The organism is Campylobacter sp. IFREMER_LSEM_CL908 (assembly GCF_025771545.1).
Taxonomy (GTDB): Bacteria; Campylobacterota; Campylobacteria; order Campylobacterales; family Campylobacteraceae; genus Campylobacter_D; species Campylobacter_D lari_D.
The window spans coordinates 72,463-79,066 of record NZ_JAKMQK010000011.1; the positions used below are offsets into that span (position 1 = coordinate 72,463).

General features: G+C 27.9%; 8 protein-coding genes. All 8 read left to right on the forward strand.

Features of this window, described 5'->3' with window-relative positions:
- The first annotated feature begins 39 nt into the window (after nucleotides 1-39).
- Nucleotides 40-645 (forward strand): LysE family transporter, encoded by a 606-nt coding sequence (locus tag L8U04_RS05865; protein WP_133319063.1) that lies wholly within the window; start codon nucleotides 40-42, stop codon nucleotides 643-645.
- Between the two features lie 76 nt (nucleotides 646-721).
- Nucleotides 722-1,342 carry a UPF0323 family lipoprotein gene (locus L8U04_RS05870; RefSeq protein WP_133319062.1) on the forward strand — a complete coding sequence of 207 codons (621 nt, stop codon included), beginning with the start codon at nucleotides 722-724 and terminating at the stop codon, nucleotides 1,340-1,342.
- An 11-nt stretch (nucleotides 1,343-1,353) separates the two neighbouring features.
- On the forward strand, nucleotides 1,354-2,526 hold the full coding sequence (locus L8U04_RS05875) for a glutathionylspermidine synthase family protein (protein WP_258107722.1): 1,173 nt from the start codon (nucleotides 1,354-1,356) through the stop codon (nucleotides 2,524-2,526).
- Nucleotides 2,527-2,529: 3 nt separating this feature from the next.
- Nucleotides 2,530-3,462, forward strand: a complete 933-nt coding sequence (locus L8U04_RS05880) for a D-2-hydroxyacid dehydrogenase (RefSeq protein ID WP_263659243.1) — start codon at nucleotides 2,530-2,532, stop codon at nucleotides 3,460-3,462.
- Nucleotides 3,452-3,943 carry a YajQ family cyclic di-GMP-binding protein gene (locus L8U04_RS05885; protein WP_133319059.1) on the forward strand — a complete coding sequence of 164 codons (492 nt, stop codon included), beginning with the start codon at nucleotides 3,452-3,454 and terminating at the stop codon, nucleotides 3,941-3,943. The genes L8U04_RS05880 and L8U04_RS05885 overlap by 11 nt, the downstream gene beginning before the upstream one ends.
- A complete protein-coding gene (locus tag L8U04_RS05890; protein ID WP_220566936.1) occupies nucleotides 3,940-4,419 on the forward strand; it encodes a hypothetical protein in 480 nt (159 codons plus the stop codon). The genes L8U04_RS05885 and L8U04_RS05890 overlap by 4 nt, the downstream gene beginning before the upstream one ends.
- A gap of 8 nt (nucleotides 4,420-4,427) precedes the next feature.
- On the forward strand, nucleotides 4,428-6,140 hold the full coding sequence (locus L8U04_RS05895) for an ATP-binding protein (RefSeq protein ID WP_263709613.1): 1,713 nt from the start codon (nucleotides 4,428-4,430) through the stop codon (nucleotides 6,138-6,140).
- A gap of 60 nt (nucleotides 6,141-6,200) precedes the next feature.
- The coding region (locus L8U04_RS05900; protein WP_263709614.1) for a PepSY-like domain-containing protein at nucleotides 6,201-6,604 on the forward strand (404 nt) is incomplete at its 3' end.

Here is a 6,604-nt window from a genome sequence, read left to right on the forward strand (position 1 = left end):
CAAAAAGCCGAGAAATCGGCTTTCTTCGTTAAAATATTTATGTTTTTTTGGATTATAATTATTCATTTTTTCGGACTTATTTTACCAGGACCTGATTTTTTCTTAGTAAGTTCATATGCATTAAGAGAAGGGGTTAAAAGTGCTTTAAAGGCAAGCTTGGGAGTAAGTTTAGCTGTTAGTATATGGATTATACTTTCTATACTCGGATTAAATGTCGTTTTTCATAAATTCCCATTTTTACAAATTATACTATCAAGTTTTGGAGCATTTTATCTTTTGTATTTATCTTTTAAGATTTACAAGAATACAAAAAATGACAAAATTAAAGTTCAAAAAACTTATATATCTGCATTTTTAAGTGGAATGATTACAAATTTATCTAATCCTAAAGCAATTTTTTATTTCGCCAGTGTTTTTGCAAGTTTTGATTTTACACAAATGCGATGGATGTTGATAGTCTTGATATTTGTTTTGATTTTAGAAACTATAATTTATTTTTCTTTGATTTCTTTATTATTTTCTAAACCATTTATGGTAAGAATTTATCAAAAGAATTTAAAACTTATTGATTATCTAAGTGCTTTTATATTTTTTGTTTTTGCTGTGTTTATTTTAAGTAGTAATTTAATGACTATGATAAACTAAAACAATTAATTTTTATTAATACTTTTTTTGTTAAAATCTTATTAAGTTAAATTTATAAATTTTTATAGGAAAGATTATGAAACACATTAAAACTATACTCAAACTTAGTATGATAAGTGGTATTGCTGCAATTAGTGCAGGTGCTTTAAGTGCATGTAGTAATAATACAAATGATTCTAGCAATAACGCTTTAAGTCAAGCGGCAAATACTCAAGGGGCCTTTGTTATTATTGAAGAAACCGCTCCAAATCAATACAAAATCAAAGATCAATTTCCAAGTGATGAAACTAGGGTAGTCTTAAAACAACTTGATGGAACTGAAAGGGTTTTAAGCAAAGAAGAAATGGATAAATTAATCCAAGAAGAAGCTGCTAAAATAGACAATGGTACTTCAAATTTAACAAATCCAAACAATGCTCAAATGAGTAGCGGGGGGCTTTCTTTAGGCGAGACATTGCTTGCGAGTGCGGCTGGAGCTATTTTGGGAAGTTGGATAGGTTCAAAGCTTTTTAACAATCAAAATTTTGCAAATCAACAAAGAGGAGCATTTTCAAATCAAAGTGCTTATCAAAGAAGTGTAAATAGCTTTAATAAAGCAAGTACAAGTGCTACTTCAGGATCAAATGCAAAAAAATCAGGCTTTTTTGGTGGTGGCTCTAAAGCTACTTCAAGCTCTACAAATTCTTTTGGCTCTTAAAAGGTGAAAAAATGAATTTTTTAAAAGTAAATCCTTTAGAAAAATCTTATTTAGAGCAAATAGGTTTTTCATGGCATACGGATAATGATGGAAGTGATTATTTAGATTCTAATTTAGTTTGTGTAAGGGAAGATGAAGCAAATGCATACTATGAAGCAGTTAATGAGCTTTATGATATGTTTGTAGCTGCTGCACAAGAAGTGATTGATAATGATCGTTTTGACGAGCTTGGAATTCCTTTTAATTTGGTTGATGCGATTAAGATGAGTTGGGAAAATGATGTGCATTGGCATTTATATGGTAGGTTTGACTTAGCAGGTGGGCTTGATGGTAAGCCTATAAAACTAATAGAATTTAATGCTGATACTCCAACATCTTTATTTGAAAGTGCTATTTTGCAATGGGCTATTTTAAAGCAAAACAACCTAGATGAAAGCTCGCAATTTAATAATATATATGAAGCTTTAAGAGATAATTTTAAGAGACTTATAACCTTAGAAGAAGATGTAAGTGAATTTGAAAAATATTATGAAGGTTGGAAAATATTGTTTTCTTCAATTGCAGGTAGTGATGAGGATATGATTACAACAAAACTTTTAGCACACATTGCTAGTGAAGCTGGTTTTGAGAGTGAATTTTCTTATATTGATGAGGTAGAATTTTCACCCGAAGGAATTTTTAAAAATGATGTAAATTTTGAGTATTTTTTCAAACTCATTCCTTGGGAAAGTATAGCTATAGAAGAGGGTGAACTTGCTATGCTCTTAACTCAAATTATGCAAAATCAAAAAGCAATTATTTTAAATCCTGCTTATACTTTACTTTTTCAAAGCAAGGGTATAATGAAAATTTTATGGGAGCTTTATCCAAATCATCCTTTATTGCTTGAAACAAGTGATGAACCTTTAGTGGGTAAAAAATGTGTTAAAAAGCCTGTTTTTGGTAGAGAAGGAGCAAATGTTTCTATTATAGAGGCTAATGGAGATATAAGTTTTGAAACAAGTGGAGATTATCAAAACAATCGTTTTGTGTATCAAGAATTTGCTGAGTTTAATCAAAATGAAAATGATTATTATCAAGCAGGAGTTTTCTTTGCTTATGAGGGTTGTGGTTTAGGTTTTAGAAAAGGTGGTTTGGTGCTTGATAATTATTCTAAATTTGTAGGGCACATTGTTAAAGGATAAAAAATGAAAATAGTATGTTTAGACGCTGCTACTTTAGGTGGAGCTGATTTAACAGCTTTTGAAAGTATTGGGGAATTTATAAGTTATGAACTTACATCTAAAGATGAGGTTATCTCAAGAATATCTGATGCACAAGTTGTGATGATAAATAAAGTCATCATTGATCAAGAAGTTATAGATAACACTAATTTAAAGCTCATTTTGCAGCTTGGCACAGGGGTAAATAATATAGATGTAGCTTATGCAAATTCTAAAGGTATAATAGTAAAAAATGCAGCTGGGTATTCTACCAAAAGTGTTTTAAGTCATACATTTGCTTTGCTTTTTGCTTTTTTAAATCAAATCCCATATTATGATGGATGGACCAAACAAGGGCTTTGGGTAAAAAGCCCAATATTCACTGATTTTAGTAGAACTTTACATACTCTAACAGGAAAAAAACATGGTATTATAGGGCTTGGAGTTATAGGTAAAGAGGTAGCTAAGGCTTCGCAAATATTTGGAGCAAATGTTTGTTATTATTCTACCTCAGGGGTTAATAATGATGATACATATGAGAAAGTAAGCCTTGAAGAGCTTTTAAAAACTTCTGATGTGATAAGTATCCATGCACCTTTAAATGAAAAAACAAAAAATTTATTAAGCAAGAAAGAATTAATGCTTTTAAAAGATGAGGCCATTTTAATTAATGTAGGTCGTGGTGGGATTATTAATGAAGTAGATTTAGCTCAAATTATGGATGAAAAAAATATTAGAGTAGGGCTTGATGTACTTGAAGTAGAACCTATGGTTGAAAATCATCCTTTGCTTAATATAAAAAATAAAGAAAATTTAATTATCACTCCACATGTTGCATGGGCTAGTGAAGAATCCATACAAAATTTAGTCCAAATCGTATTTAATAATCTTAAGGAGTTTATAGAAAATGGCAAATGAACATAGTTTTGACATTAGTGGGGAAATTGACAAACAAGAGCTAAAAAATGCTTTAGAGCAAGCTAAAAAAGAGCTTGATAGCAGATATGATTTAAAAGGCATTAAAAGTGAAATAGAGCTAAATGAAAAAGAAAGTATTTATAAGCTTACTTGTTCAAGTGAAGCAAAAATTGAAGTGCTAAAAGATATTGTTATTTCAAAACTTATCAAAAGAGGGATTAACCCTAATGGTATTAAAGAGTTAAACAGGGAGAGTGGAGCAAATTTTAGATTGAATTTAAAAGTTAATGATGCCATTGATGCTGATAGTGCTAAGAAGATTAATAAAGCTATAAAAGATAGTAAGCTAAAGGTAACTTCAAGTATTAGAGGCAATGAAATTCGCGTAGTTGGTAAGCAAATTGATGATTTACAAAGCGTGATGAAAATAGTAAAAGAGTTAAATTTAGAACTTAATCTTAGTTTTAAAAACCTTAAATGATAAAGTCACTTCAAATAATTTTTTTGTGTTTTGTGTGTGTTTTTTTAAGCTCTTGTGCTTTAAAAAGTAAAACACAATCACAAAGTGCTTATATTGTTTTAAAAACCCCTCAATTTAGATTTGCTGATTATGGCTTTTTATATGAGGGAAAAAATTTTACAAGTTTAGAACTTTATAGTGCCTCTAAGGCTTTACTTGAGTTAAAAATCATGGATAAAATTTGCATTAATGGTGTATGTTATGCAAAAACTTTTTTTAATAAAAGATTTTTTAATAATGAATATTATGATGATTTTTTGCAAGATTTAATTTACAAAAAACCTATTTTTTATGGGAAAAATAAGCAAATCACTTCTTGTGGTTTTACTCAAAATATTATAAGCAAAAATTATGATATTTTTTATGAGGTTTGTGATAAAAATATGAGTTTTAGTGACAAAAAATCTAAAATTAAATTTAGCATAAAATCAATATAAAGGAAAATATGAAAGATTTAAAACTTTTTCTTAATGATACTTTTAAAAGCAATATTTATAAAAACTTACAATGCAGTGAAGATGAAATTTTAATTTTAAAGCATTTGTGTAAAAATTATTTACAAGCAAATGTAAGCATTAATGCCTATAATCTTCTTAGTGAAGTTTTTAAAAATGATGAATATGAGTATTTAGATCATTTAAAAGATCTTAAAAATCTTATAGAAAAAGGTTTTATTATTCAAATTTTTTCTGATTTTAAATCGAGTAAAAACTCAAGTTTATTTTTAAATTTGTTACAATGCGAGTTAAGTTTAAGTGAGGTTTTTTTACAAATTTTAGAAAATAAAACTATACAAGATTTTATGCAAGATCAAATTTATGAAGATCATATTGCATATTTAAAAGATGAATTTTTTAAAATCGAGCTATATCAAAGATTGCGTTTTTTTGCTAAAAGCTCTCAAAGTAAGAATATTAAAAAAGATATAGCTATATTTGAAGCATATATTAAAGAGCGTTTAAAAAAGAGTAAAATTTCTAATGTTTTGGCAGATATTTTTAAAGAGTATGCTTTAAACGAAAAAGAATGTTTGATATTTATTAGTTTGTTAAAAGAAGAGTATTTGCTAAACACCGAAAATTCTTATAGTAGAGATTTTAATTTTTTACTTCATTTAATTAGCGAAGATGATGTTCAAAAACAAGAAAACAAAGTCTTACTAGAAGAAGATTCTAAGCTACTTAGTTCAAATCTTTTAGAATATGATGAATTTGTTAATTCTTTGGGTGATATAACTAAGATTTTTTATTTAAGTGATGATATTTTACAAAGAATTATTAATTTTAAAGAACCAAAGAAGAATAAAAAAATTAAACTTCAAAATTTAGTTAAAGAACAAGATATTTTTGAGCTAATTGAGCCAAATATTAATATAGATGATGTTATTATGCCCCAAAGCACTAAAGATCTATTGGAAAGTATATTAAAACAACAAGGTAAAAAGGTTTTAGAAAGATTAAATAAATGGGGTATAAAAACAAATAAAAACATAGAAGCTAAGATAATTTTCTATGGTCCTGCTGGCACGGGTAAGACTATGAGTGCGCTAAGTATGGCAAAAGCTATGAAAAAATCTATTTTGAGTTTTGATTGTTCTAAAATTTTAAGCAAATATGTGGGCGAGAGTGAGCAAAATGTAAGAAAAATTTTTGATACTTATAAAGAGCTTTGTCAAACAAGCAAACAAAGTCCTATTTTGCTTTTAAATGAAGCTGATCAATTTTTAAGTACTAGAGTAGAAAGTAGTGGCGGTGCTGATAAAATGCACAATCAAATGCAAAATATTTTTCTAGAACAAATTGAGCGTTTTAGCGGAGTTATCATAGCTACGACCAATTTTTTAGAAAGTTTAGATGTGGCTTTTTCAAGAAGATTTGAATATAAAATAGAATTTAAAAAACCAAATTACGAACAACGCTTGATGATATGGCAAAAAGCTTTACCTAAAAATGCTAAATTTGATGATAATTTTGATTTAAAAAACCTTGCTTTGTATGAGCTAAGTGGAGCTCAAATTGCTATGGTAGTTAAAAATACAGCTTTGAAAGCAGCTATTTCTAAGGATGGTGTTTTTAAAATGAGTGATTTTTTACATACAATAGAAAAAGAAATAGAATCTTCATTTGATAAAAATAAAATAGTTGGTTTTAAAAATTAAATTCACATAAATTTCACAAGCAGTTAATATCATTTTTTACTTTTATTTAAAGGAGAAAAAATGAAAATAAAATTAATGTTAGCTAGTTTAGTTTGTGCAAGTTCTATATTTGCAGATATGGTTGTAAGTCCAAATGCTCTACCTCAAAAAGCTCAAGAGTTTTTAAACACTCATTTTAAAGGTGTAAATGTAGGTTATGTAAAACAAGATGTAGATTCTTATGAAGTAAATTTAGTCGATGGGACTGAAATTGATTTTATCATCAATGGAGACTGGAAAGAAGTTGATGGTAAATACAAAAGCATTCCAACAGGATTTATCCCAAAAGAAATTATTGCAAAAGTACAAGCAGTACAACCAAATGCAGCTATTGTAGAAGTAGATAAAAAAATAAATGGCTATAAATTTAGAACAAATAATATGATGGAAATTTATACAGATTTTAAAGGTAATATTTTAGGCCA

Coding starts and splice junctions, on each gene's coding strand:
- L8U04_RS05865 (WP_133319063.1), top strand. CDS start 40: ATGTTTTTTTGGATTATAATTATTCATTTTTTCGGACTTATTTTACCA.
- L8U04_RS05870 (WP_133319062.1), top strand. CDS start 722: ATGAAACACATTAAAACTATACTCAAACTTAGTATGATAAGTGGTATT.
- L8U04_RS05875 (WP_258107722.1), top strand. CDS start 1,354: ATGAATTTTTTAAAAGTAAATCCTTTAGAAAAATCTTATTTAGAGCAA.
- L8U04_RS05880 (WP_263659243.1), top strand. CDS start 2,530: ATGAAAATAGTATGTTTAGACGCTGCTACTTTAGGTGGAGCTGATTTA.
- L8U04_RS05885 (WP_133319059.1), top strand. CDS start 3,452: ATGGCAAATGAACATAGTTTTGACATTAGTGGGGAAATTGACAAACAA.
- L8U04_RS05890 (WP_220566936.1), top strand. CDS start 3,940: ATGATAAAGTCACTTCAAATAATTTTTTTGTGTTTTGTGTGTGTTTTT.
- L8U04_RS05895 (WP_263709613.1), top strand. CDS start 4,428: ATGAAAGATTTAAAACTTTTTCTTAATGATACTTTTAAAAGCAATATT.